This window comes from Candidatus Nitrohelix vancouverensis (assembly GCA_015698305.1).
GTDB lineage: Bacteria > Nitrospinota > Nitrospinia > Nitrospinales > VA-1 > Nitrohelix > Nitrohelix vancouverensis.
The window spans coordinates 3,153,814-3,179,094 of record CP048620.1 but is presented as its reverse complement, the minus strand read 5'-3'; the positions used below and the strand labels follow the sequence as shown (position 1 = coordinate 3,179,094).

The following is a 25,281-nucleotide window of genomic DNA, read 5'->3' as shown; positions in this document are numbered from 1 at the left end:
CGAGCCGAAGCTATTTTTTCTAGATATTCGGCGTCGGTTTATATCCAATAATGAGCTAATCGGGATGGGATGTGCTGGGTGATTGGAGTCCTGTGGCGTTTCGAGATGGACTGAGTTTCACTTATTGATAAGCCGGGCTCTATTTTGCCTTTGCGCGCGGTTTTGAAAAGGAAGAGAAGCGTATAAAAAATAAAGGGTTTGAGACTTATGTGGTCGGTAAAATAATTTGACTGGCAAATTTTTTGTGTTAGTATCACATTAGTTATGGCCCAAGATGACCGCTTGTATAGAACCCTGTTGAAGAACGAAATAGTGTGTCGATAAACGAATATTTTGCTGAAGGCAAACAACTTATCGACAACGCGATTCAAGAGTTTTTGCCAAGCGAATCGGGATTTCCTGAAAGTATCCACCGCTCGATGCATTACAGCATGATGGCGGGAGGAAAGCGGTTACGGCCCATTCTAGTCATAGCGGCGGCTGAGGCCGTTGGGGGAGACCGGCATAAAGTCCTGCCTTTTGCGGTTGCCGCTGAACTTGTACACACTTATACCCTGATCCACGACGACCTTCCCGCTTTAGATAACGATGATTTGCGGCGAGGGAAGCCTACGAATCACAAGGTTTTTGGGGAGGCCATTGCTATTTTGGCCGGGGATGCCCTGCTAACCAAAGCTTTCCATTTGATGACCCATTCGGTTTTGATGGACTCCATCCCCAGCGAGGCTATATTGCGTGCGGCGAATGAAATGGCGCATGCGATCGGAAGCGCGGGAACCATTGGTGGCCAGGTTGTGGATTTGGAATCTGAAGGGAAGCCTGTTGACCCTGACACGCTGGAATACATACATATTTATAAGACAGGATTTCTGTTTAAGGCCTGCATCCGTTGCGGCGCAATGCTCAGCGAAGCTCAGCCCGATCAGTTGGATGCGCTGTCCCGTTACGGGGCGCATATAGGACTGGCTTTTCAGATCGTTGATGATATTCTTGACATCGTCAGCGATCAGGAAACGTTAGGAAAAGACGTTGGAAGCGACATAGATAACCAGAAGGCGACTTACCCGGCTCTTTACGGGTTGGAGGAGTCGAAGAGGCGAGCGCAGTTGCTGGCAGATGAAAGCATCGCTTGCTTGAACATTTTTGATCAACGAGCAGATCCGTTAAGGGAGATTGCTCAATTTTTTGTTCAAAGATCTTATTGATTGGTTGATCCCATGAATAAGCTTTTAGATAATATACAAAGCCCGGAAGACCTGAAGAAATTAACGCCGGAGCAATTGCCCCAGTTGGCGGCAGAGATTCGTTCGACCTTGCTGGAATCCATTTCCAAGACAGGCGGGCATCTCTCATCCAATCTTGGCGTGGTGGAACTGACGATTGCGATGCATTATGTATTCAATTCCCCGGTGGATAAGTTTGTGTGGGATGTCGGGCACCAGTCGTATGTCCATAAAATGCTCACGGGTCGTAAGGACCGGTTTGGAACCCTGCGGCAGTATAAGGGGTTGAGCGGCTTCACCCGGCGCGAGGAGAGCGAGCACGACCACTGGAATTGCGGTCATGGCGGCACCTCCATTACTGCGGCAATCGCTTTTGCGCAGGCGCGTGATCTGAAGAAGGAAGACAATGCGGTGATCGCGGTGATCGGCGACGGTTCGATGACGTCGGGAATGGCTTTTGAAGGATTGAACTACACGGGACACGCGCAGAGCGACGTGATCGTTATCCTCAATGATAACGAAATGTCTATCTCGGAAAACGTCGGCGGCATGTCGGCGCATCTGAGCCAGATCATGACCGGCCAGGTCATGAGCAAGATCAAAAGAGAAATCGATCAATTGCTTCTTGCGATTCCTGGCATCGGCAAGGAAATTTCTCATTATGCGCATCGTCTGGATGAAACGATTAAGGGTATTTTCATACCCGGTCGTTTGTTTGAAGACCTGGGATTCCACTATGTCGGGCCGGTCGATGGTCATAACGTGGATCAATTGATTCAATGCATGGAGAACGTCAAGGACCGTAAGGGACCGACGCTGATTCATGTCATCACCCGCAAGGGAAAAGGTTATGACGTTGCGGAAGAGAAGGCGGATATATGGCATGGCGCGAAACCTTTCGACATCGCTACGGGAGAATTCATAAAGAAGAAATCAAACCCGGCTTACACCTCCGTTTTTTCCGATGCGCTGATCGAAATGGCGAAAGAGGATGAAACGATTATCGGCATCACCGCCGCGATGCCGGATGGAACGGGGATCAGCGATTTTGGCAAGGTCTTTCCCGAGCGCACTTTCGACGTTGGTATGGCGGAGCAACATGCCGTGTCTTTTGCAGGCGCGCTTGCGATTGAAGGGTTCCGACCCGTCGCCGCTATCTATTCCACGTTCTTGCAACGGGCTTACGATCAGGTCGTGCATGATATCTGCCTGATGAATCTGTCGGTGACCTTTGCCATGGATCGGGCTGGAATTGTTGGGGAAGACGGCGCGACGCATCAGGGTCTTTATGATGTCGCTTATTTGCGCACCCTGCCCAATATGGTGATCATGGCTCCGAAAGACGAAAATGAATTGCGGCACATGCTTAAAACCTGCATTTATCATGAAGGTCCCGCCGCCTTGAGGTATCCGCGCGGTTCCGGATTGGGACGTCCTTTGGACGCGCAGATAGATGTGCTGGAAATTGGCAAGGGAGAAGTCCTGAAAGACGGCAAGGACGTTGCTATCTTCGCCTTCGGGCATATGGTTCCCGTTGCGGTGGAAGCCGCTGAAGCGCTGGAAGCGAGAGGCCTTTCGGTCGCCTTGATCAACGCGCGCTTCGCCAAACCGGTCGATAAGGAATTGATTTTGAAATACGCCGAATTGACGGGCCACCTGGTCACGATTGAAGAGCATTCCGTCATGGGCGGTTTCGGTTCCGCCGTGTTGGAAGCCTTGCATGAAAGCGATATGGACATGCCTGCTGTGAAATGCATTGGGGTGGAAGACGCCGTCATCGAGCATGGGGCGCCGCAAATCATTCGCAAGAATCTGAAGCTGGATGTTGAAGGCATCACCGAAACGGTTTCAACCTTTATGAAAATCCCGATTGAATCTAAAGCCGGGAAGAACGGTGCGCGCAAGTTTCAAGGAAATGGCAAAGGCGCTCACGAAGGCAATGGTTCAAAAAAATATCCAACCGCGGCCAAGACCGTAAACTAAATTCCGGATCAACAGTTAATGGGCAGAACTTCCCGCATCGAGCGGGCTACCAAGGAAACGGACATCCAGATCAGTATCGATCTGGACGGTACCGGCGCGTCTGAAATTGACACCGGGATTCCCTTCTTCGATCACATGCTGGCGCAGATTGCGCGGCATGGGTATTTTGACCTTAAAGTAAAAGCGGTGGGCGATCTGCACATCGACTTTCACCACACTGTTGAGGATGTTGGCATCACCCTGGGCGAGGCCTTTGCTGAAGCTCTGGGCGATAAGAAAGGCATCCGCAGATTTGCCGACGTGCAGGTGCCTTTGAATGAGGCTTTGGCGCAATGCGTTGTCGATATCAGCGGTCGTAGCTTTTTTGTGTTCAACGTTGATCTCCCGAAAGCCAAAATCGGCGATTTCGATGTGGAATTGGCCGCTGAATTTTTCCAGGCCTTTTCGGCGAACAGCAACATCACCCTGCATTTGAATTCTCCCTACTGGGAGAACCTTCACCACATTGTGGAGGCCTTGTTCAAATCATTGGCGCGCGCGCTTGACGCGGCCTCTTCGCTTGATTCTCGCTCCGCTACGGTTCCATCCACTAAAGGCAAGCTTTGAATGATCGCCGTAATTGATTACGGTATGGGCAATCTGCGGTCAGTCCAGAAAGCTTTGGAAGCCGTAGGCGCCACAGCGATCGTCACCCGCGATCCCTCGGAAATACTGGGCGCTCAGTCCGCTGTCTTGCCAGGCGTCGGCGCGTTCAAGGATTGTATGGACAATCTTGAAAAATACGGTCTCTCTGAAATTCCCAAAAAATTCATTCAAACGGGAAAGCCTTTTCTCGGTATTTGTCTGGGACTGCAATTGTTATTCAGTCAGAGCGAAGAATTTGGAACGGTTTCCGGGCTGGATATTTTTCCCGGCAACACCCGGCGTTTCAAATTCGACGAGGCGACCCAGAGCGGCGACGAGAAAATGAAAGTGCCTCATATGGGATGGAACACGGTTCAATTTAAAAAAAATGATCCGCTGTTTGAGGGCATTCCCAACGATTCCTATTTTTATTTCGTTCACTCCTATTATGTCGCTCCAGAAAATTCTGATGTGGTGAGCGGCATAACTCCTTATGGAGGAGATTTTGTTTCTGCAGTCTTCCATGAAAACATCCACGCCTTTCAGTTCCACCCTGAGAAAAGTCAGCAACAAGGTCTGGCCCTTCTGAAAAACTTTTCAAAACTTCAATAGTCGCGGTGAAACCCGATAAACTTTGGTTGCGCGGGGTGTTGATGGTTTGCGTTACTACCTGTCTGTGGGGATTCCTGCCAATATTTTTGAAATTTGGGCTGAAAGAATTTGCCCCTGAAACCATCGCCTGGTTTCGATTCACTTTTGCATTTTCTGCATTGCTTGGATTTTTTCTCATCACCGGTCGACGCCTTTGGAGCGTTGCCTACCGGCCTCCGGTTCTGGGAGCGCTTGGCGGCCTCTTTCTGGCGGGTAATTATTATATGATGACAGAGGGGATCCATTTGAGCGGACCTTCCAACTCTGCGGTCCTGATCCAAATAGCTCCTGTTCTTTTGACGCTGGTGGGCGTGTTATTTTTTGGCGAACGTTTGACCGCACGACAGGCAATGGGGCTTGGCGTGTGCGCGCTGGGATTTCTACTTTTTTTTAATGAACAGAACGGGGCTTCTCTCGATCCGGCGCTCTATTCATGGTCGAGTATTTTAATTGTTGCGGCGGCGGTTTCATGGGTGGGCTTCATGATTTGTCAGAAATTATTGAGCCAGCGTTTTGACCTGCCGCTTCTCAGCATGCTGTTCTATGGAACAGCGGCGCTTGCGCTTGCGCCCTTCGCCAATGTCGCCTCTCTGATTTCCCTGGACTGGCGAGATGCCGCCTTGTTGATCTTTCTTGGAGCCAACACGCTGATCGCCTACGGCGCATTGGCGGAAGCGGTCAAACACATTTCGTTGACGCTCATCAGCGTGATAACGGCCTTGAATCCTTTGCTGACGATGCTGGGCATGCAATTGCTGTCGACGTATTTCCCCGGTCATTTGCCGGTAGAATTGATCACAACGAGCGGCTATGTCGGCGCGTTTTTAGCTATCAGCGGAGTGGTTCTCGTGGTGTGGGCGGGTAAAAATAAACAAGAAGCGCTTAAGGAAAGTTAGCGCGCTTTCAAGGCAGTGATGACGCCCGTGGGCATCGCGTCGATTCGAAAGTGGATGATGTCCTGATAACCCAGTTCCTGCAACCAGCCGATTTTTTCTTCTACGGGGTGCGCTCTGCCCCCCTCTGTCAGCATTCCAATATTCAGACTGAACATTACGTCTTTCGTCGGCGCAATCTCTCCGGGATCGGTGCAGAAACCGTGGATGACGATGCGTCCGCCGGGAACGAGCGAACGGGTGACGTTTGCCAAAATCTGTTGCGCGTCTGTTTCGCTGTACATGTGCAGGATATTGGCGACGAGGGCCAGATCGTAACCGCTCCCAAAATCGCCTTTCAATGCGTCTCCAGCGCGGGTGTCGACGCGATCTTCCAGATGGTATTTTTTAATATACTCGGACGCGATTTCGAGAACCGGGGCGATGTCGAAAACTGTAGCGGAAAGATCGGGAAAGATTTTGCACCATTCGAGCGCGTAGGTGCCGGGGCCGCCTCCGACGTCGATCATGCGTCTGGCTTCGGAAAGCGGCAGTTCTCTGGCGAGAACCTGCGTCGCTTTCAGAGCCTTGTCGTGCATGGCGTGGGTGAATGCTCGTTTGCGTTGCGGGTCTGAACCGAGCATTTCCATGATGCTTTGGATTTGTGATCCCGTTTCGATGAAGGTCGGCAAGCGAAGCCATACCGGCATGAGATTGGCGTAGAGGTCGATCCAGTCTTTCATGGATCGCGCGCCGTTTCGCGTTAAGTATTCGCGCGCTTCTTCCGGCAGGGAATAGTTCGCTTCCTGTTTGCTGATGAGTTGAAGGCTGGCCAGCGCGTCGAGCAATCGCACGACGCCTTTTTCGGGGACGTTCAGTTTTGCCGCGACCTGTTGCGCGGTCATCGGCGCTTCTTCAAGCAAATCAAAAATGCCCAGTGAATTCGCCGTAGTCAAAACGCAGGCGGGTTCCATTCCGCTGAGGATAGCCGCGAGAGTTTTTTCAATATCCATTGGTTCGCTGGAACGCTGTCAGGAAGCCTGCAAGGCGTCTTGTGTTTTGGATTCGAGATAGGTTTTCATCAGCCCGATATTCTGCGTGTGCCCGGATTTGTAGGCGTGAATATGACCGCGAATGGGTTTGCCCAACAGATAAAAATCGCCGATGATATCGAGGATTTTATGGCGAACAAATTCGTCGGGATAACGCAGCTTGGTATTCAGCACCTTGTCGTCTCCAAGGAGAATGAAGTTGTCCAGCTTTCCGCCCGATGCGAATCCCATTTTGGTGAGTTGCGCCACGTCTTCCATGAAGCCAAAAGTGCGGGCCGGAGCGATTTCTTCTTTGAAACTCTCATGTCCCTTGAACTCAAAGGTGTAATCCTGAATACCGATGGGCGCGGGATAATCCATGTGATAGGTGACTTTGAAACCGTCGCAGGGTTCCATACGGATGCAGGCGCTGCCGCCGGGTTTCGGGCCGAAGGTATAGGTTTTGTCGATCACGATTTCTTCATAAAAAGCGTCCTGCTCTTCAAACTCGCCATCTTCAATCAATGCGCAAAAATCTTTCGCCGAACCGTCCATCACAGGCGCCTCATCGCCGATCTTGATGAGCAGGTTGGTGATGCGGTACATGTGCAGGCAGGCCATGATGTGTTCGATCGTTCCCACCGAGGCTCGACCTTTTCTGAGGCAGGTGGAGTAGTCGGTGGATTGGACATTCTTCAAATGGGCGGGAATCGCCTGGCCGCTGGATATATCGCCGAAGATGATGCCGCTTCCGGGCGGTAGCGGTTGCAGGATCAAACCGGTTTTGATTCCCGAATGGAGACCGCTCCCGCAAAGCACCATGCTACGCTTTAAGGTTCGTTGCAGAAACTGATTGGGTGTATCCTTGCTGGGGCGCGCCGGTAATTGTATCCCGTGTTTCTTGATTTTGTTTTCGAGTTGCTTTTTAGTGGTTTTCAGGGATTTCCCGGTTTTTGCCATATCCCAGGAGTTGTTGCGCAAATGATGGATGATGAATTGTTTTTCCCATTCCAGTTCGTTGCCGGTCTGCTCGTCGCCATTGTCCAGCATGCCAGCGTTCCACACCTGCGATGCATGACGCAGGCTGGATGGAAGATCCTGCAGGGTGATGCGTTCGCGCGACGTGGGGGCGATGATGATTTTGTCGAGAATCGATCTCAGTTCTTTGGCGTTTCCGGGCCAGTCGTATTTGCGCAATGCGTCGAGAACTTCCTGCTCGATGAGGATGGGCGTCGAGCCGGTTTTCAGCGCGTATTCCTCAAAGAAACTTTGCACCATGGACGGAATGTTTTCGCTGTAGTCTCTCAAAGGCGGCGTCTTGATGACGTTATTGCTCAATTGATCGAGAAGATCCTGATTGAATTTCTCCGCCTCGGCCAAGGCGACCAGGTCTTTGGACGTAGAAAAATAAACGCGCGCCGGAAGCAGTTTCTCTTTGTTCTCGGAGCCGCCCTCGCGCTTCAGGGCTTGAACCAGACGCTCCTGAAGCCCTGTGGACAAGCTGTCCGCATTGGTCAGGAGAACGACCTTGTTGGATTCCTCTGAATCTTTTTTGTTGGAACGTCGGCGCGTTGAGTGGAACAATTGCGCCTCCACCTCCACCATCTTGCGCACATTACAATTCACTTTAACGAAGGGCAGGTCGGATTTACGGCTTTGCTGATGGATCGCTTGCGCGACAAATTCCTTGCCGGTTCCTTTTTCGCCAAGGATCAACACGGGTTTGAGATTGCCGGCAAGTCGCTTGATGTTCTTTTTGACGTCGACCATCGCCTCAAAGCCCAGGGGCAGTCCAATGTTTTTCAACAGATCGGCTTTGTTGGTCGCGCGTTTGCGGTGTTCCAATGCGGCTTTGACGGACTGGGTGATGTGTTCGAGCGAGAAAGGTTTCTCTATGAAATCAAAGGCCCCGAGTTTGGTGGCTTTCACGGCGGTGTCGATGGTGCCATGACCCGAAATGATGAGAGCCTCCACTTCGGGGTGAAAGGTCTTGACGGATTTGAGAACCTCGATTCCATCCATGCTGGGAAGCCAGATATCGAGAATCAATAAATCAGGGGGATCGGACTGAATTTTATCAAGCGATTCCAGTCCGTCAGAGGTGACGTCGACATGATAGCCTTCGTCTGAAAGGATGCCTTTCAGGGAGGCGGCGATATTTGTTTCGTCTTCGACGATGAGGATGCGTTCTTTGGGCACAATGTCCTCCACTAGCTCGAACAAGATTATAGCAGACTGTTGGTCAAACTTTTTGAAAATCCATGTAATAAATACGGTCTCCGGCGCGTATGAAGTTTTTTTCATACTTTGTCTTGGGAAGGTCGTCCCGCAATTCCAGAAACTTTCCCTTGCCGGTTTTGTTGTGAAGCGTGGATTCCGCTTCCAGATGTTCCATCATTTCCATTGCGTAGGGGGCGCAGTCCGTGGCCAGCCGGAGACGGCCTCCCTGAATCAGTTTTTCCGAAAGAATGCTCAACATTTCCGGCTTCACAAGGCGCCGCTTGGCGTGTCTTTTTTTGGGCCAGGGGTCGGGGAAGTTGATGAAGATTTCGGATAAATCCCCGCGCGTGAACATGGCGGGAATTTTCTCTCTGGCATCGCCGTAAGCGATCCGTACATTGTTCATCTTCAATTTTTCCAGGCGGGTGACTGTTTTTCGGATGCCCTTGTGGTAAAAATCCATTCCGATAAAATTGCTGTCTCTTTCCTTTGCCGCCATTTCGATCAAAAAACTGCCGCCGCCAAATCCGATTTCAAGTTTCAGCGGGTTGGCGTTATCGAAAAGCGCGGGCCAGTCGGGACGTTCGTCCACATCCAGAAAAAGCGGGCTGGTCTCGGCGATGACGTCGAACGATATTAAATTTTTAAATGACATGGGGGCGTCTCGAATCAGTCCAGTTGGGCGGATTCGTCATGAATCGTGATGATTTTGATGACTTCATATTCCTTGCGTTCGTCGGGAAGCGGAATCGTGATTTCATCGCCTTCTTGTTTGTTAATGAGCGACCGACCGACCGGAGACGCGCCGGAAATTTTGCCTTCTTCCGGATTCACTTCCTCTGGAAAAACCAGCCGATACTGTTTTTCTTCTCCAGAATTGAGGTCGCGCAAATGGAGGGTGCTTCCCAGCCCGGAACGGTCTTTGGGAATGCGACTCAAATCGATGCTGGTGATATCGCTGATTCTTTTTTGCAATTGCGAAACGCGCGATTCCAGAAAAGCCTGTCTTTCCTTTGCGGCTTTAAATTCTGCATTTTCGCTCAAGTCGCCGTGGGCCATCGCTGTTTTAAGCGCCTGGGGAATGTCCACGTTTAATTCTTTTCTTGCTTCTTTCAACTGGGTTTCCAGTTTACCTAAAATGGGCAATTGAGCCATGTCTGAATATACTCCCTTTGGAAAGGGGGCGCCGGAATTTAACGAAATCAAAGACCGCGCGCTTTTAGATTAATCATTAGAAAGCGTTACTGATTACTTTAAATGTATCAGGACGTTTAACAGGAGTCTGGGTAAATTACGGGCGGATGGGGTCGAATCTTCGACAATAGAGTGGTCCGCTGACCTCCCGTCAATTTTAGGGTTAGGCTCACTCAAAGGTCAATAGAAAATTCCATTTTTAAAGGATTTTTACTGATTTTAATGACAACGCTTGGAATTAACTAACTCATTGATGAATATATGCTTAGCATTTCCTTGTGAGAAAATAAAATTTTGGGTATAATGCGAGTGTAAATCTAGTCTTCGGTTTTTGAACGAAACTGGCGGCGTTATTGTGGGCCTCGGGGATGTGGGCGCTTTGCGGATCACTCTCTTTTATTTGGAGTTCCTTCGCTTTATGGAAAAAAATCGGTTTAGCGCAACTTTTTGGGGTGTGCGCGGTTCCATTCCTACTCCAACATCTTCCTCGCAAATCCGTGAGAAAATTTCAAAGACCCTTGAACGGGTGAAGCCCGAAGACCTTGTTGATGCAACGACCCGCCAGCAATTTATCGACGCTTTGCCGGTGGAGCTTCGCGGTTGTTTTGGCGGCAATTCATCCTGCGTTGAAATTCAGTTTGGCGAGACGCGGCTGATCTTCGACTGCGGCACGGGGGTTCGCCCATTAGGGCTGGATTTAATGAAAAAGGAGTATGGGCAGGGTAAAGGACAAGCTCATATTTTTATCTCTCATTTTCATTGGGACCATATTATGGGGATACCTTTTTTCATTCCTTTTTATGTTCCCGGTAATAAATTCGTATTCCATTCGGTGTTCGAAGATATGCAGGAACGCCTGGTGCGTCAGCAATCCAAGGAATTTTTCCCGGTTCCCTTTGACGCATTTTCTGCGGACATTTCCTTTGATATTTTAAAGAACAAATCGGAATGCGATATTGACGACGCGCGAATTTCCTGGAAAGCGATGTACCATCCGGGGGGAAGTATCGCGTATCGCGTGGATTACGGAGGAAAATCCTTTATCTATGCCACCGATTCCGAATATAAAAAACTCGGACCGAAAGATTTGCAACCGACGGTTGATTTCTTTCAGGACGCCGACCTGCTGGTCTTCGATTCGCAATACACTTTCAGCGAAGGGATGGAGAAAGAAGACTGGGGCCACAGTTCCACGTTCATCGGCGTCGATCTTGCCGTAGCGGCCAACGTCAAGAACATTGCTTTTTATCATCATGAACCCACTTACGATGATTTCAAGTTGATGAATATCTACAAGCAGACTGAGAAGTATCGCCAGATGGTGGGGCCGCGCTCGCCGCTTAAAATGTTTCTGGCGCAGGAAGGCCTGACCTTTGATCTGCTGGCAGATTAAGAAGTCGTAGCTCCCGCACATTTTTACAACGTCCCATCCATTCGCTAACGCGCTCATTCAATGTCCGTTCCCAATGCATTTCGTTTTTCCATTGATCGCGGCGGTACATTCACCGATATCTACGCAGAGATTCCCGGCGAGCCGGGCTATCGCGTTCTGAAACTCCTTTCGGACAATCCCGGCGTTTACGAAGACGCGCCACGGGAAGGCATTCGCCGTATTTTGCAGGAGACGACGGGCCTCCCTTTGACGCCAGAAGGTTTTGAGGCGAAGGACGTCGAATGGATTCGCATGGGAACTACGGTGGCGACCAACGCCCTGCTGGAACGCAAAGGCGCGCGGGTGGGTCTGGCGATCACCAAAGGATTCCGCGACCTGCTCGAAATCGGCTACCAGAATCGTCCCAGTCTGTTTGACCTGAAGATCGAAAAATTCCCTCCCTTATATCAGTCGGCGCTTGAAATCGACGAACGGGTGCAAGCCCTGTCGGGATTGAACAGCGCGACTTCCAGGCAGACGGACGCAACGCAAGAAATTGTCGTTTTGAAGCCTCTCGATATCGAAGCGGTGCGCGCGGGCTTGTTGAATCTGCTGGAGCAGGGCGTCGAAAGCCTCGCCGTTGTGTTGATGCATGCCTATGCGTTCCCGGAACACGAACGCCGCATCGGCGAACTGGCGCTGGAGCTGGGTTTTCGTCACGTTTCCCTATCCTCGCAGGTGATGAACCGAATCAAAATTGTGGGGCGCGGCCAGACCTGTTGCGTGGACGCCTATTTAACGCCTCCGATCCAACGCTACATTGATAATTTTCGATCCGGGTTCAAAGGGGACATGCCTGAGATTTATTTCATGCAGTCCGACGGCGGTCTGGCGCCCGCGTCTGCTTTCAGCGGAAGCCGCGCCGTGTTATCGGGGCCTGCGGGCGGCGTGGTTGGTTGCGCGCGGACGGCTTATGATCCGCAATCGCCGCGTCCTGTGATTGGATTCGACATGGGCGGCACATCGACCGACGTGTCGCGTTACGACGGCGAACTGGAATGGCGTCATGAATCCGAACTGGCCAACGTACATTTGCAAACGCCGCAACTGGACATCCGCACCGTCGCGTCTGGCGGCGGTTCCCGCTTGTTCTATAGGAACGGAATGTTGGCGGTCGGCCCGGAGTCTTCCGGGGCGCACCCGGGGCCGGTGTGTTATCGCAAAGGAGGCCCGCTCTCTTTGACCGACGCCAACCTGCTTCTCGGTCGTCTCTTGCCGGAACATTTTCCAAAAGTATTTGGTCCGAAAGAAGATCAGGCGCTCGATCTCGAATCAGCGCGAAATGCATTTCAGCAATGGTTTGATGATGAACGTCCGCCTTTGAAAGATGTCGAAGCCTTTGCCCTCGGCTTCATCGAGGTGGCGAACGAAGCGATGGCGCGGCCCATTCGAGAGATCACCTTGCAAAAGGGACGCGACCCGAAAGATCATATTCTCTCCTGCTTCGGCGGGGCGGGTGGGCAACACGCTTGCGCTCTGGCGCGCTCGCTTGGAATTCAGGATGTGTTCATTCATCGTTTTTCAGGCGTTCTTTCCGCCTATGGCATGGGGCTGGCGGACGTGACAGAGGACAGGAGCCAGGCCGTGGGTGAAATTTATAGCGCTGATGTAATGCCCGAATTGTTGGGAAGACTCGATGCAATGAGCGAATCAGCGTCATCCCGCTTGCGCCGTCAGGGGAGCCGTCGAACCGAAGCGACGCATTATCTGAACCTGCGTTTCGCCGGAACCGACACGGCATTGATGGTGAAGCTGGAAGAGGGCGTAGACCTGCAAGACGAATTTTTGAAATTGTATCGAAGGGAATTCGGCTTTGCGCCGGAGGGAAAAACGATCATCATTGACGACGCGCGCGTGAGGGTCGTGGGTTCTTCCGATCCGGCGCGTAAGATCAAACTGCCCAGTAAAACAGAAGATGCGACTCCTGTAACGAATAGCTCCTGCTATTTCCGCGAAGGCTGGCTGAGGACGCCGGTTTACGATCTGAACGATCTGGGGCCGGGCGAAAAGATTGAAGGGCCGGCGATCATCCTGCAGGAAAGTTCGACAATTTTAATCGAGCCTTTGTGTCGGTGTCGGGTCACTGAATACGGCGACCTCAAAATAACGGTTCCATTGCATGCGCCGGAAGCGGTCGGCGCGCAGGTCGATCCGGTTCAACTGGCGATTTTTTCCAATCGCTTCATGTCCATCGCCGAACAGATGGGCGTGGTTTTGCAAAAGACGGCGATCTCGACGAATATCAAGGAACGTCAGGATTTTTCCTGCGCCGTGTTTGATCGCGACGGATGCCTTGCGGCCAACGCGCCTCATCAGCCGGTTCACCTCGGGGCGATGGGCGAGGCGGTTCGCAAACAGATGGAAGTTTTTGGAGAGGACGTATCGCCCGGCGACGTCTGGGTGTCGAACAGTCCGCAGATGGGCGGCAGTCATTTGCCCGACATCACCGTCGTCACTCCCGTTTGGGTCGAGGGAAAGGCGGCGTTTTACGTGGCGAATCGCGGGCATCACGCAGACATTGGCGGTTCCGTTCCGGGTTCGATGCCGCCGTTTTCCACTTCGATTGAGGAAGAGGGAGCGCTCATCAATTCGTTCCGACTGGTTCGGGACGGCGTGTTTCAGGAAGAGGGGGTCTCTCGTTTATTAAAGGGAAGCCGTCGCTTGTCGGATAATCTTTCGGACCTGAAGGCGCAGGTGGCGGCGAATGAACGCGGCGTTCGTTTATTGCAGGAGCTGGCGTTGCAATATTCGCTGGCGACGGTACAGGCTTATATGAAGCATATTCAGGAGGCGGCGGAAACTTCGGTGCGTTCCGCTGTGCGCCGTATATCGTTAGCCCGACATCTTGAAGATGTGGATGCGCTGACGGCTGAAGACCGAATGGATGAGGGCATTCCTCTGTGCCTCCGCTTGACGCTGGATCGAACCGATGGCTCGATAGTTTTTGATTTCTCAGGAACAGGGCCGCAATCGTCTGGGAATCTGAACGCGCCGCAGGCGGTGACCGCTTCGGTGATTTTGTATTGCCTGCGTTGCTTGACCCTTCAGGAGATGCCGCTGAATCAGGGGTGCATGGCGCCGGTGCGCATCATTTCAGAAGCGGGCACGTTGATCACTCCCAATGCCGACGCGGCGGTTGCGGCGGGGAATGTGCTGACCTCGCAACGTCTGGTCGACGTTATTTTCAAGGCGCTGGGCGTGTGCGCGGCCAGCCAGGGATGTATGAACAACCTGACGTTTGGAAACGAGACCTTTGGTTATTACGAAACGATAGGCGGCGGCGCGGGGGCGGGGCCGGACTGGCGCGGCGCGTCGGGCGTTCACACGCATATGACGAACACGCGAATCACCGATCCGGAGATTCTGGAAACGCGATACCCGGTACTGCTGAGAGAATTTTCATTGCGCAACGGTTCGGGCGGAGCGGGACGTTTTGCGGGCGGAGACGGCTTGGTGCGGGAGATCGAGTTTCTGGTCCCACTCGACGTTTCTTTATTGAGCGAACGCCGCGATGTCGCTCCCTATGGCCTGGAAGGCGGGGAACCGGGCGCTTGCGGCGAGAACTGGAGAATTCGTGCCGATGGTCGACGCGTCAAGCTGGGCGGGAAAGCGGGCTATGTCGCCGAACGTGGGGAGCGGATTCGCATACTCACTCCCGGCGGCGGAGGCTACGGCGCTCCCTGATGCGGGAGTACATCAAATCCGGATCGTGATCTTATCTTCCCTGTTGGCGGCACTCAAGGCTTCATTGATTTTCTGAAGCGGGTAGGAGGCCGTGATCAATGAACGCAATCTTTCCTGATGGCTCTCCAATATCTTCAAGGCAGGCGCAAAGGGACCGCATCGCGATCCCTGAATGCGAATTTCGTTGACGATCAGACGGGTCAAATCCAGTCCATCCGAAGGCAGACCGCAGGTGGTCTTCGCCGCGATCACGCCGCGCGGGCGCACCAGATCCTGCGCCTGCGCCAGACCGCCGGGCTGTCCGGTCGCATCGACGACAATGTCGGCGCCAAAATCTTCTGTGAGTTCCATCACCTGATCGACCGCGTGTTCGGGAGCGCAGGCGTGAGCGGCTCCAAACTTGAGAGCGCGTTGGCGTTTGTGATCGCTTCTGGAAACCGCGATGACTTTCAGCCCTTTCAAATGAGCGGCGAAGACGATCAGTATTCCCAGTCGTCCGGGCCCAAGCACGACAACGGTTTCATCTCCAGCGAGGGACAAGGTTTCGAAGGTTTGCAGAGCCGCCGCGAGGGGTTCGGCCAACACCGCAATGTTTGAGTCGAGAGAGTCCGGGACGTGGTGAAGATTGCCCGATGCGGTGCGCGTCTGTTCGGCGAAAGCGCCGTCGCTGTTGACGATTCCGGTGACGGTGCGGGTCAGGCAATGCCCCGACATTCCCTTGCGACAGGCGACGCATTGCGTTTTGAGGCGCAGGGCCGCGCAGGTGTTGTTGATTTCGGGCGCGACCCGTTTCCCGATCCATTGCTTGTCGACGCCTTCTCCGACGGAGCCGACGGAGCCGACGTATTCGTGGCCGATCACCAGCGGCAGGGGCGTGGCGTAGTCGCCGGCATACAAGGCGAGGTCGGTGCCGCAAACTCCGGCGAGTTCTGTTTTGACGATGACTTCACCCGGTCCGGGTTGCAGGGACGGGGCGTCTTCGATTCGAATGGAGCCGGGGTGTATGAGTCGAGCGAATGCGGGCATGAGGGAATCCGTTCAAACGAGAGAATGAAATACAAATTGTTTCAGCTATCGAAGCTGAAAGGCGCGTGTCAGCGACGTTTCTTTTTGCCTTGCTTGTCGCGCCACAGGATCAACCAGTGCTGAATCAAACGGAGCGGTTGATCGCCGGTGAATTTACGGCGTTTGAACTTCGGCGTCTGATCGTATTGCAGTCGGGCGATGACGGTTGCGCCCACGGCTTCGTCGATCACGGAACCGCGTTGCGCGTGCTCCAGTTTTTTGGAGCCGCAGACATCACGAAAGGCCACGACCAGCCGACAGTCTAAAGGTCGCGCCTCGTAAACGGCGCAGGAGTGATCCTCTTCCAGAAAGGGGCAGGGCTGATTGACAACGAGGTTGTGCCAGTCGATCTGGTCGAGCGCCTTGTCTGACTGGATCGTTTTCTCAACGCGGTCGATGGTGCGTTGCGAGCGTTCGATGATCGCATTGAAGTCGATATTTTTTTCCTTGGCCAGCTTGAGAATGCCGTCCCACTCCAGTTGGGTGAGGGCGACGCCCTGATAACAGCAGTAGCCGCAACCTTTTTCGCAGGTGCGCGGCGGCAGGGTTTTTTCGTAGGTGCGTTCCAGCAGTTTCCAGAAAGCCTGAAGCGCGGTGATTCCTTCTTCCTTGGCGAGTTCCTTGGCTTCGGCGATCCGGGCGTGGTAAGCGGTCTGGATCTGGGTCTCGTTGAATTTCGATTTGAGGTATTGCTGGAGCAGATCCGGGCGCGTCATGCCCTGAATGAAAACGCCGAGCTGGTCGGAGAAAATGGACATGGCGGCTTACTTGTTCTTGGAGACGTACTTCATTTGCAGTTCGTAAATCAACTGCTCCAGAAGCTGATGTTCTTCCTGCGTCAAATTGCCTTTTGTTTTTATTTTCAGCATCAAAAGCATGTCGATGGTTTGTTTGACGGCGGGAAGGTTGACTTCCTTCTGTCCTGTCTCCGGGTCGGCCATGTCGCCGAGATGATAAAAGGCGGATGAGGTGAGCGAAAGCACAAAGGTGGAAAAATCAATTTCAAAATTTCCCATCGGTCCGGCGTTCGATCCCTGCGATGCGGCGCCCTGGCTGGCCTGTTCTTTTCTGGCGGTTTCTTCAGCCGCGCCTTTTTCAGTGGCCTCTTCCTCTGATAATTGCGAAGAGCGTTTATCTTTGATTACGAAGCCTTCACCTTCTTTTTCACTGTCCATTTGAAATGTCCTCTCGCGACGAAGCCGACGATTTAGCGGTCTTCAAGACCGATTAAAAGATGCGCTGAAAATCCCAGCACGATCATCACCAATCCAAGGATGAGGGAGAGATAGCCGTCCCCTTCAATAAATTCCATATAGGATTTCCCCGCAATCGGCCATTGCCTTGCCAGTCCCACAAGCGCAAAGAGACTGCCGCCGATCAATAAAATCCTTCGCGGCCATTGCGCCGGACTTTCATTATGTTGATTGGAATCGCGTTTCATGAGCGGGATGGGCCTTTTGGAGGTTCCGCCAATTGGGGAAATTATAATGAGGAAATGCTAGCAAATTGGCATGGGCTTGTCAAAGCATATGCGCTGGCGCGGCACGCCGCTCGCGGTTCATTTCCTGAGCCTACGGCTGTTCTATTTGGAAGTTTGGGAGCGTTTTAAATCGACCTGATCGAGGATCAATTTCAACCATTTCGGCGAAGCGCCCCAATAGAGATGCGTGTAAAAGGCCCGACAATTGTCGCGTCGCCATCCATCCTGAATCGTCTCTTCCGTTCGGGAGGGATGGTGCATCATCGACGCGGATTCCTTGTTGACGCTGAACTGGGAGTAATGAAACTCATGCCCCTTCATTGCGACCTGTTGTGAGTCTGTATCAACGTTTTTGAGATTACGATAGCCCAGCGTCAATTTCTTGGGATGCAGGGTGACGCCATAGTCAAAGACGCCTGTCATGTTGAATTTCTTGCCGGACTCGTCGATCAAATCCTTTCCCAGATACATGAGGCCGCCGCATTCCGCGACCACGGGGATTCCGTCGTCGATGCGCTTGCGCAACTGGGCCATCAAGCGTTTGTTTTTTGCCAGCGATTTTGCGTGCAACTCCGGGTAGCCGCCGGGCAGGTAGACCCAGTCGGTTCCGGCGGGAAGTTGTTTGTCGTTGATCGGCGAGAAGAAGCGAACCGTTCCGCCGTAATGCCGGAACAGGTCGAGCGTGTCCTGATAGACGAATTGAAAGGCGATATCGCGGGCGACCGCCACTGTGAAGGGGCGCGGCTTGACCGAAGCCCAGCGCGCTTTGCTTGCGTTTAGTTGCGGAAGGTCCGAGACATCGCGGCGGGCGCGACGCACAAGCGTTTTGACGTCGATATGTTTTTCGATATGCGCCGCCCACTGGTCGTACCATTCTTCCTGTTGTTCCATGCTTGTGTGAAGACCAAGATGGCGGTCTGCGATTTTCAATTGCGCATCGTAGGGGAGTCGTCCGAGAAAGGGAATGTCGGTTTTTTGCGTCAGAGCGTCCTTGATCAGTTTTTCATGACCGGCGCTGTTCACCCGGTTGGCGATCACTCCGAGAAAAGGGAGGTCGGGGTCGAGTTCGGCGAATCCTTTGGCGATCGCCGCGGCGGATTGCGCCATGGCCCGAGCGTCGATCACTAAAATGACGGGCAGGCGCAGGAGTTTTGCGATTTCCGCCGTGCTTCCCTTGCCCGTTCGCGACGCCGCCCCGTCAAACAAGCCCATGACGCCTTCGGCGACGGCGATGTCCGCGCCTCGCGACGTCTCCCTGAACAATGAAGCGATGTATTGCTTAGAGCACATCCATGAATCGAGATTGTAACTCGGTCGGCGGCAGGCTCGACTGTGGTGGCTGGCGTCGATATAATCCGGGCCGGTCTTGTAGGGGGCGACGGTATAACCTTGTTGCGTCAGCAGGCGCATGAGGCCGCAGGTGACGGATGATTTGCCCGAGCCGGAGGCGGGGGCGGATATCATGAATCCAGGTAGAGTTTTTCGGTTTGCTTTCATTGGGCCTTCAAAAATTGAGTTGAATGAAATGTCTCAGCGCAAAAAAAATAGCGAGCGCGAGCGTCGCCGTCATGAGCATGATTTTCTGGCTGTGCGAAATATGTCGCGGATGCGCAGGCTGGAGCGAGTCGCCGATGAACGGTTTTTCCAGAAGCGTTCCCTGATAAGAACTGGGGCCGCCGAGTTGAATCGACAGCGCGCCGGCGACGGCGGCTTCCGGCCAGCCTGAATTGGGACTGGCATGATTGGCATGATCTCTCATGAGGATCGTTGCCGACGCCTTGCCGTTGAATCCGCAGACAAAAGCGCTGAGCGTCATGAGCGCGCCTGTGATGCGCGCCGGAAGCCAGTTGGCGGCATCGTCGAGACGCGCAGAGAAGCGACCGAACAACAGGTAGCGTTCGTTCTTGTAGCCGAATTGCGAGTCGAGCGTGTTGACCGCTTTGTAGGCGATCGCCAAAGGAGCGCCGCCGATGAAGGCGTAGAACAAGGGCGCGACGACGCCGTCCGAAGTATTTTCGGCGACGGTTTCAACCGTCGCGCGAATGATCTGTGGCTCCTCCATGTTTTGCGTATCCCGTCCCACGATATATGAAAGACAGCGGCGGGCTTCATCCAGGCGACCGCGTTTCAGCGCGACTTCAACGGGTCGGCTTTCATCGAACAGGCACCGCGTGGATAAGGCGGCGTAAATCAGGAGAATGCTTCCAATATCTTCCAGCAAGGGCGCGATGCTTCTGAGCGCATGGAGCAGGGCGGCGACGCTGAGGTAAGCGCCGCACACGACCAGAACAGCGGTCAGGGCGCCCGCGAATAGCAAATTGGAAAACCGTTTTCTGAAAATGCTTTCGAGGCGACTGGCGAATCTTCCGATCAAGACGACGGGATGCGGGTAGCCGCGCGGATCTCCGAGAGCGAGGTCGAGATAAAAGGCGATGAAGATTTGCTGGGACAATTCCATGATTATGGGGAGGCGAGTCGAGCGCACTGCTCTCGAAGACTGTGGAGCAATTGTCGGTTGTCGGCCTCCTTGCGCACGCCGCATCGAAAATAATTGATGTCGAGTCCGGGGAAATTACCGCAGTTTCTCAGCAGAACGCCGTCCCGGATCAGCCTTTCATACAAGGCCGCCGGATGAGATGGATTGTTGGACTGGATCCGGAACAGGATGAAGTTTGTTTGCGAGGGAAAAGTTTCGATGTTTTCAATTTCGGCAAATCCGCTCAGCAAGCGTTTTCTTTGATCGCGATTCCATTCTCTCGATTGAGAAGGAAATTCTTTGTCCTGCAGGGCGGCGACGCCAAGGCTTTGCGCCAGTCCGTTGACCGACCAGGGGACGCGGCCTTTTTCGATATTGGCAATATGCTCTGGCGACATCAAACCATATCCGATGCGCAAACCGGGGAGCGCGTGAAATTTGGTCATGCTACGGATCAGGATCAATGAATGACTTTCAGGAACTTTTCCAACCAGACTGTTGTCGCCGTCGGTGAATTCGATGAAGGTTTCATCAATGACGAGAAGAATTTTCCGGGTTTCGCAATAGCTCAGCAATGTTTCGATATCCTGCCTGGGCCATAACGTTCCGGCAGGACAGGTCGGGTTCCCCAATACCAGCATGGCAATCTCAGGCGCCTGATCGAGTTTGTGTAATAGAGCGTTTAAGGGAATCAGGAATTGATGTTCAGCCGCCCCGGTGAACGTGATGATGGGGCGGTCTGCAATTTCGAAAGCGCGTCGATATTCTGAAAACGCGGGTTCAATCAACGCCACGCTTTTGCCTTCGCGGAGCAGACAGGGCAGGGCGTGGATCAGTTCCGACGATCCGTTGCCGACGATGATCCGTTCTGCGGGAAGCGCGCAATAATTCGAGAGAGCCGATTTCAAAGCCGTATTCGCAGGGTCGGGGTATTCGAGTATTTGGGGGAAACTCTGTCCGAGTTGTTCCATCACGCATTTGGGCGGCCCCATTTGGTTGACGCTGGCGCTGAAGTCGATCAGGGTGTCGACGTTAACCTTAAAGGCTTCCGCCGCCCTTTGAGGGTTGCCTCCGTGCAAGGGAAACGAACTTGTAGCTTGCGAGTCGTTCGGGTTCTGATCTGGCGATGCCTTGTCGGTTTGCGATGTCATTATTGAATAATAGCGAAGTATTGTCAGAAGAGTTTGCGAAAGGAAAGCCCTTGGAATTGCCTGTTAAAAAGTGTAAAAGGAAACTCGGTAGTCGAGTGTGTATGAGAGGCTGAATGCCGTCAGATTATATACTCCGAAGGGCGTTTCTAATCATACGGCCTTTGTCAGCGAACCATCATAAACCAACCGGACATCGATGTGAATAAAGAAGCGATTCTGAATCTTTTAAAGGAAAAGGGCGATCCGCCTCCTTTGCCCGATATCCTTGGGCGCATTGATGAGGAAGTGAACAACCCCGATTCGGACATCAGCACCATTTCCAGATTGATCGACACCGAGCCGGTATTGGCGGGAAAACTGGTGAAACTGGCGAACAGCGTTTTTTTCGGGGCGGGTCGCGAAAAGGCCCAGGACCTTCAATCGGCGGTTCTCCGTCTCGGCGTCAAAATGGTGGTGGAACTGGTGTTCACCGTCACCTTGCCCGGTTTGCTAAAGCCGTCGCAATCCTTCAACCAGATTCAGTTCTGGAGGCATTCTCTGGCGGTCGGGTGCCTGGCGCGGAGCATTGCGAAGCGAGGCTCATCTGAAGTTAAGGTCAATATTCTGGACGACGTTTATATGGCGGGGCTTGTGCATGATATGGGAATACTCATTTTTGATTTTTTGATTCCCGATCATTATGGAGCATTCCTCAAAGAGCGGAAGGCCGACGAGGCGTTGATTGATCAGGAAATTGCGACTTTCGGCGTTTCGCATGCCGAGTTGGGAGCTCTTTATATCAAGAAAGCCTGGCCGATGTCGCCGGAAGTGATTTTATCCGTTGCAGAGCATCATTCCGAAGACAAGGCGGCGCAGTCTCCTTACGAATTGACGTCGGTTATTTACGTCGCCAACTGGATCGCCAAGAACCATGAAATGTCGAATGGAATTGATGTTGTGAATCCATCAAGCGTCGCCGATGAAATTCTGGACGCCTGGGAATTGTCGGATGAGGCGATTGAAAATCTGGCAGAGGAAACCCGCGAAAGCGTTCAGGCGGCGGAGATGCTGGTCGCAAATTAACCGCTAGCGATCAAACCATCAGAACGGTTTTCGAGTCGCGTTCCTTTTCGCCTTCATCGAGGGCTTTGTACAGCGCTTCCAGATTTTTGAGCGTCGCTGAAACGTGCTCGTGTTCCATGCTCAGATGCATCTGAAAAATTTTCAGCGCTTTTAAGTAAAGCCGCTCGGCTTGCTGGTAACGACCCAGGCTGACATACAGCAGAGCGAGGTTGTTCATGCTGACTGCCACATTGGGATGCGTCGGACCGAGAATTTCCTTCCTCATTTCTAATGCGTTCACCGCCAGAGGGACTGCCTTCGAGTACGATCCCGCCCGATACAATTCCATGACCTGGTGATTCAGCGCGTCCGCCTGCCGAATGTCGATTTCATCCGAGGCATGAGGAACCGAGACCAGTAAAAACAATAGAAAATAGACGACCAGAAGGGGTGAGAAGCAATAAGCCGTGACTGTTCGAATCATGCCGACCATAGACGTTTCCTGAGTGTGTTGTTTTTTGGTTGTAATAATTTAACGGCAGGATTGTGAAGAACTTAAGGGGTGGATGATTGGCGAATCAGCTAAGAAGGCTTGCCCGGGAGAAGAAGTCCCGTTAAAATAAAATTTTGATAACGTTTCACTTACATGGACCACTCATGGCAGAACGATTTATAGATAATGGAAACGGCACTATCACGGACCAAATCACCGGTTTGATGTGGCAGGAGGCCTATTCCTACCCGGAGAAGGGGGCTTATTTCAGCTGGTACGACGCCAACGAATACATCGACAGGTTGAACGAAACCAAAGAAGGCGGCTGGAGCGATTGGCGCCTGCCCTCGCGCTGGGAGATTCAGAGTTTGTATGAGATTGCAAAACCCTTTCAGTCGCGCGGTAAAACCTTCATTCTTCATATCGACCCTATTTTTGAGTTCAGTTACGGGAGTTGTTTCTGGACGCGGGAAACCCGACTTTCCGCCGCCCTGGGATTTGAGTTTGATCGCGGCGACATGCACTGGTATCCGCGCGGCAGTATTTCCGGTTGCGTGCGCGCGGTGCGAGGGCAGGGTAATATTGAAGTGATGCTGGGCGCACAGTGGGCTTCTATCGCGGCGGGCGCCTGAGATGGATGCTCAGGACAGCGCCTACCGCCGGGAGCGCGAGAAAGCGAAGAAACTGAAAAAGACGCAATGGTGGCAAAATTTGCTGGCCCGCGGCGAATGCCATTTTTGCGGAAAAATATTTGATCGTACGGAGTTGACTATGGACCATCTGGTTCCGGTGTCGCGCGGCGGCTCCAGTTCCAAAGGCAATGTGGTTCCCTGTTGCAAACCCTGCAATAATGAAAAGAAATACCTCACCCCTGCAGAGATGATCCTTAAAAACCAGTTGGGGAAAGACGTCAGCTTCTAATCCCTCGTCAGTTAGGAACTCCGGGGATGGATTTGGTCGTTGGCCCGGAAGGCCCGGTGTTTTTAACGCGCGGCGTGTGGATCTGCGTTTCGCAGATCATGATGAGGTGGTAGCCCGACGGTGATTTAACCGGTTCGGGAATTGTAGACGTGTCCGCTTCCATGATGGCTTCGACCAGTTCAGGGTTCAACACGTTCATATGTTCTGAAATAGGCATGTCTTTGTAAATCCAGTCCAGACTTCCGCCGATGGTTTTGGTCGTGCAACAACTGTATTTTTTAGCCAGACGGGAGAACAGGTTTTCCAGTTTTTTCCAATCCTCGTATTCTTTTTCCGCTTCCTCCGACGGTTTCTCCGCCAATTCTTTTTGAAATTCCAGCAGGGTGTCTCTGAACATGGCCGCCGCTTCTTTTGTGGAGATGAGGATATGGCGGACGCGCCGCTCCATCGGTTTGTCCAGTTTGACTTTCTTGGCGACGAATACCTTGCGCGGTTTAGGCTTCGGTTTGACCGGCGCAGAGGGGGCTGGAACGACAGGTTCTTTGGCCGTTTTGTCTCTCTCGTAGACGGTGTCTTTGGACTCTTCTGGAAATTCTTTGTCAGACATGGCGTGCCGGGGCTTATGAGTTAGTATTCTATAATGAACGATTATATCAGTCAGATAACGCTTTTGACAACGGAGACTTGGCCCAGGGTAACGATTCGAGATAATTGATGACGGCAAGATCGGCGTTATTGCCAATGACTTCATGCGCCGCCGCCTTTACCTCCGGCAGGGCGTTGCCCATCGCAACCGCTTTTCCTGCAATGCGAAACATATCCAGATCGTTGAGATAGTCGCCGAACACGACAACGCGCTCAAGAGGAATTTGCTCGTGCGCCGCCAGTTTTGTCACCATGCGACCCTTGGTAGCTTCTTTATTATAAGTCTGGAGCCAGTAGAAGTCGGGGTTCGAGATGTCCTGCGCGAAATAGAGGCTGAGGTCGTCCGGGTGTTTCGCCTTCAGCTCCACATAAACGGGTTCCAATGTTTTCTGATCGGCAATGAGGAGGAAGCCGGATATCTTTTCTTCCGAAGCGATGTCAAAATCAGCGGTGTATTTTAAACGTACATCGCCTTTTAAACTTTCGAAATAGGCCTGCGATCCGGCGTTCGAAGGATTTCTGTAATAGAGGCGATGCTGGTCCGACACCGTGTAGATGAACGGGTCGAGCTCGAGAGGGCGGACGCATTGCAACATATCGGACACGATGCTTTGTTCAATGAAGGCGGAAGCGATGATGTCTTTCCCGGATGAAAAATCCGTTAAAAAGACGCCGTTGAATAATACGGCGGGGACTTTGAGTTTCAGCCCTTCCAATATGGCGAATGCGGATTCATGGCTTCGCGCCGTTGCGATGGTGAACTGCATGCCGCAATCGATCAGGCGGTTCAAGCGTTGTATGCTGTTTTGCGAGATGGAGCCGCTTGGGTCGAGCAATGTGCCGTCCAGGTCCGAGATGAACAGGCAGTCTTCCGGGCGAGTGTTGCTATCGTTATTCATGATTTATTATTTTGAGGGATTGAACGATTTGGGAGCGCTTTGTGTGTAAGGGCTTGCGCCAAAATTATACTAAAAAGAAATTTTAAGGGAATATCTAATCATGCGGTCCGCGCGATAATTTACCGTCTGGCGCGATGAATCTTAGATGAATCTTAATAGAGGGCCTAAAAAAATCTTCGAGTCTAAAATAAGTGGG

At 52.6% G+C, this 25,281-nt stretch carries 24 protein-coding genes; 10 read left to right on the top strand and 14 right to left on the bottom strand.

Annotated elements, in window-relative coordinates; translation table 11 throughout:
• The first annotated feature begins 419 nt into the window (after nt 1-419).
• From G3M78_14770 to G3M78_14750, 5 genes are read left to right on the top strand one after another with little or no spacing between them, the layout of a single operon-like run.
• Nucleotides 420-1,205 (top strand): polyprenyl synthetase family protein, encoded by a 786-nt coding sequence (locus tag G3M78_14770; protein ID QPJ66872.1) that lies wholly within the window; start codon nt 420-422, stop codon nt 1,203-1,205.
• Between the two features lie 12 nt (nt 1,206-1,217).
• On the top strand, nt 1,218-3,206 hold the full coding sequence (gene dxs, locus G3M78_14765) for a 1-deoxy-D-xylulose-5-phosphate synthase (protein QPJ66596.1): 1,989 nt from the start codon (nt 1,218-1,220) through the stop codon (nt 3,204-3,206).
• 18 nt (nt 3,207-3,224) lie between these two features.
• Nucleotides 3,225-3,812 carry an imidazoleglycerol-phosphate dehydratase HisB gene (gene hisB, locus G3M78_14760; protein QPJ66595.1) on the top strand — a complete coding sequence of 196 codons (588 nt, stop codon included), beginning with the start codon at nt 3,225-3,227 and terminating at the stop codon, nt 3,810-3,812.
• Nucleotides 3,813-4,442 carry an imidazole glycerol phosphate synthase subunit HisH gene (gene hisH / locus G3M78_14755; protein ID QPJ66594.1) on the top strand — a complete coding sequence of 210 codons (630 nt, stop codon included), beginning with the start codon at nt 3,813-3,815 and terminating at the stop codon, nt 4,440-4,442.
• Between the two features lie 5 nt (nt 4,443-4,447).
• On the top strand, nt 4,448-5,377 hold the full coding sequence (locus G3M78_14750; GenBank protein QPJ66593.1) for a DMT family transporter: 930 nt from the start codon (nt 4,448-4,450) through the stop codon (nt 5,375-5,377).
• On the opposite strand, the gene G3M78_14745 is transcribed toward G3M78_14750, so the two are convergent.
• Genes G3M78_14745 through G3M78_14730 form a run of 4 tightly spaced genes read right to left on the bottom strand, consistent with a single transcriptional unit; the run spans nt 5,374 to nt 9,759 of the window.
• Nucleotides 5,374-6,366, bottom strand: coding sequence for a methyltransferase (locus tag G3M78_14745; protein ID QPJ66592.1), 993 nt, complete (start codon nt 6,364-6,366; stop codon nt 5,374-5,376). The two genes, G3M78_14750 and G3M78_14745, sit on opposite strands and share 4 nt — an antisense overlap.
• A gap of 18 nt (nt 6,367-6,384) precedes the next feature.
• The gene (gene lpxC, locus G3M78_14740; protein QPJ66591.1) at nt 6,385-8,583 is read right to left on the bottom strand and encodes a UDP-3-O-[3-hydroxymyristoyl] N-acetylglucosamine deacetylase; all 2,199 of its coding nucleotides are present in this window, start codon (nt 8,581-8,583) and stop codon (nt 6,385-6,387) included.
• Between the two features lie 43 nt (nt 8,584-8,626).
• A complete protein-coding gene (gene trmB, locus G3M78_14735; protein ID QPJ66590.1) occupies nt 8,627-9,259 on the bottom strand; it encodes a tRNA (guanosine(46)-N7)-methyltransferase TrmB in 633 nt (210 codons plus the stop codon).
• Nucleotides 9,260-9,273: 14 nt separating this feature from the next.
• Complete coding sequence (locus G3M78_14730) at nt 9,274-9,759, bottom strand: transcription elongation factor GreA (protein ID QPJ66589.1); 486 nt, start codon at nt 9,757-9,759, stop codon at nt 9,274-9,276.
• A 457-nt stretch (nt 9,760-10,216) separates the two neighbouring features.
• On the opposite strand from G3M78_14730, the gene G3M78_14725 reads away from it, so the two are divergent.
• Both G3M78_14725 and G3M78_14720 read left to right on the top strand, forming a co-directional pair.
• Complete coding sequence (locus G3M78_14725; GenBank protein QPJ66588.1) at nt 10,217-11,191, top strand: MBL fold metallo-hydrolase; 975 nt, start codon at nt 10,217-10,219, stop codon at nt 11,189-11,191.
• A 60-nt stretch (nt 11,192-11,251) separates the two neighbouring features.
• Nucleotides 11,252-14,914 carry a 5-oxoprolinase gene (locus G3M78_14720; GenBank protein QPJ66587.1) on the top strand — a complete coding sequence of 1,221 codons (3,663 nt, stop codon included), beginning with the start codon at nt 11,252-11,254 and terminating at the stop codon, nt 14,912-14,914.
• Nucleotides 14,915-14,926: 12 nt separating this feature from the next.
• Here G3M78_14720 and G3M78_14715 read toward each other — a convergent pair whose 3' ends face one another.
• The 7 genes from G3M78_14715 to G3M78_14685 form a co-directional block, all read right to left on the bottom strand.
• Nucleotides 14,927-15,940 carry an alcohol dehydrogenase catalytic domain-containing protein gene (locus tag G3M78_14715; protein QPJ66586.1) on the bottom strand — a complete coding sequence of 338 codons (1,014 nt, stop codon included), beginning with the start codon at nt 15,938-15,940 and terminating at the stop codon, nt 14,927-14,929.
• A 68-nt stretch (nt 15,941-16,008) separates the two neighbouring features.
• Nucleotides 16,009-16,737, bottom strand: coding sequence for a YkgJ family cysteine cluster protein (locus tag G3M78_14710; GenBank protein ID QPJ66585.1), 729 nt, complete (start codon nt 16,735-16,737; stop codon nt 16,009-16,011).
• Nucleotides 16,738-16,743: 6 nt separating this feature from the next.
• Nucleotides 16,744-17,154, bottom strand: a complete 411-nt coding sequence (locus G3M78_14705; protein QPJ66584.1) for a DUF1844 domain-containing protein — start codon at nt 17,152-17,154, stop codon at nt 16,744-16,746.
• A gap of 32 nt (nt 17,155-17,186) precedes the next feature.
• On the bottom strand, nt 17,187-17,420 hold the full coding sequence (locus G3M78_14700; protein QPJ66583.1) for a hypothetical protein: 234 nt from the start codon (nt 17,418-17,420) through the stop codon (nt 17,187-17,189).
• A 141-nt stretch (nt 17,421-17,561) separates the two neighbouring features.
• Entirely contained in the window at nt 17,562-18,956 is a 1,395-nt protein-coding gene (locus tag G3M78_14695; GenBank protein ID QPJ66582.1) for a cobyrinate a,c-diamide synthase, read from the bottom strand.
• Nucleotides 18,957-18,963: 7 nt separating this feature from the next.
• Nucleotides 18,964-19,917, bottom strand: coding sequence for a cobalamin biosynthesis protein CobD (cobD, locus tag G3M78_14690; protein ID QPJ66581.1), 954 nt, complete (start codon nt 19,915-19,917; stop codon nt 18,964-18,966).
• A 2-nt stretch (nt 19,918-19,919) separates the two neighbouring features.
• The gene (locus G3M78_14685; GenBank protein ID QPJ66580.1) at nt 19,920-21,086 is read right to left on the bottom strand and encodes a threonine-phosphate decarboxylase; all 1,167 of its coding nucleotides are present in this window, start codon (nt 21,084-21,086) and stop codon (nt 19,920-19,922) included.
• A gap of 198 nt (nt 21,087-21,284) precedes the next feature.
• Here G3M78_14685 and G3M78_14680 point away from each other — a divergent pair, with 198 nt between their 5' ends.
• Nucleotides 21,285-22,148, top strand: a complete 864-nt coding sequence (locus G3M78_14680; protein ID QPJ66579.1) for an HDOD domain-containing protein — start codon at nt 21,285-21,287, stop codon at nt 22,146-22,148.
• Nucleotides 22,149-22,158: 10 nt separating this feature from the next.
• On the opposite strand, the gene G3M78_14675 is transcribed toward G3M78_14680, so the two are convergent.
• Nucleotides 22,159-22,611 carry a tetratricopeptide repeat protein gene (locus G3M78_14675; GenBank protein QPJ66578.1) on the bottom strand — a complete coding sequence of 151 codons (453 nt, stop codon included), beginning with the start codon at nt 22,609-22,611 and terminating at the stop codon, nt 22,159-22,161.
• A gap of 173 nt (nt 22,612-22,784) precedes the next feature.
• On the opposite strand from G3M78_14675, the gene G3M78_14670 reads away from it, so the two are divergent.
• Nucleotides 22,785-23,252 (top strand): DUF1566 domain-containing protein, encoded by a 468-nt coding sequence (locus G3M78_14670; GenBank protein ID QPJ66577.1) that lies wholly within the window; start codon nt 22,785-22,787, stop codon nt 23,250-23,252.
• 1 nt (nt 23,253) lies between these two features.
• On the top strand, nt 23,254-23,541 hold the full coding sequence (locus G3M78_14665) for an HNH endonuclease (protein ID QPJ66576.1): 288 nt from the start codon (nt 23,254-23,256) through the stop codon (nt 23,539-23,541).
• A 7-nt stretch (nt 23,542-23,548) separates the two neighbouring features.
• On the opposite strand, the gene G3M78_14660 is transcribed toward G3M78_14665, so the two are convergent.
• Nucleotides 23,549-24,148 carry a hypothetical protein gene (locus tag G3M78_14660; GenBank protein ID QPJ66575.1) on the bottom strand — a complete coding sequence of 200 codons (600 nt, stop codon included), beginning with the start codon at nt 24,146-24,148 and terminating at the stop codon, nt 23,549-23,551.
• Nucleotides 24,149-24,194: 46 nt separating this feature from the next.
• The gene (locus tag G3M78_14655) at nt 24,195-25,085 is read right to left on the bottom strand and encodes an HAD family hydrolase (GenBank protein QPJ66574.1); all 891 of its coding nucleotides are present in this window, start codon (nt 25,083-25,085) and stop codon (nt 24,195-24,197) included.
• Nucleotides 25,086-25,281 lie beyond the last annotated feature (196 nt).